The sequence below is a fragment of the Gordonia aichiensis genome (assembly GCF_039946255.1).
Lineage (GTDB): Bacteria > Actinomycetota > Actinomycetes > Mycobacteriales > Mycobacteriaceae > Gordonia > Gordonia aichiensis_A.
In genome coordinates this window covers 1-264 of sequence record NZ_JBCDWL010000065.1, presented here as the reverse complement: position 1 = coordinate 264, position 264 = coordinate 1, and the positions used below count along the sequence as shown (strand labels likewise).

Here is a 264-nt window from a genome sequence, read left to right as displayed (position 1 = left end):
ACTGGTACTAATCGGCCGAGGACTTATTAACAACACTCAACTACATTCGTGTGGTGAGTCGAGGTTGTTTGACGCACACGCACAAGTTGCGCGCATCCACTATGTACTTCTGAAACAACACACCATCTCCTCCCGTGTGGTGGGGGTGGTTGATAGTTTCATATTGTTTCGGTGGTTATAGCGGTGGGGAAACGCCCGGTCCCATTCCGAACCCGGAAGCTAAGCCTGCCTGCGCCGATGGTACTGCACTGTAATGGGTGTGGG

At 52.7% G+C, this 264-nt stretch carries 1 rRNA gene; it reads left to right on the top strand.

The annotated features are described in order from the left end of the window. Positions 1-167: 167 nt before the first annotated feature. A 5S ribosomal RNA gene (rrf, locus tag AAFO60_RS20900) occupies positions 168-264 on the top strand; the annotation flags it as partial.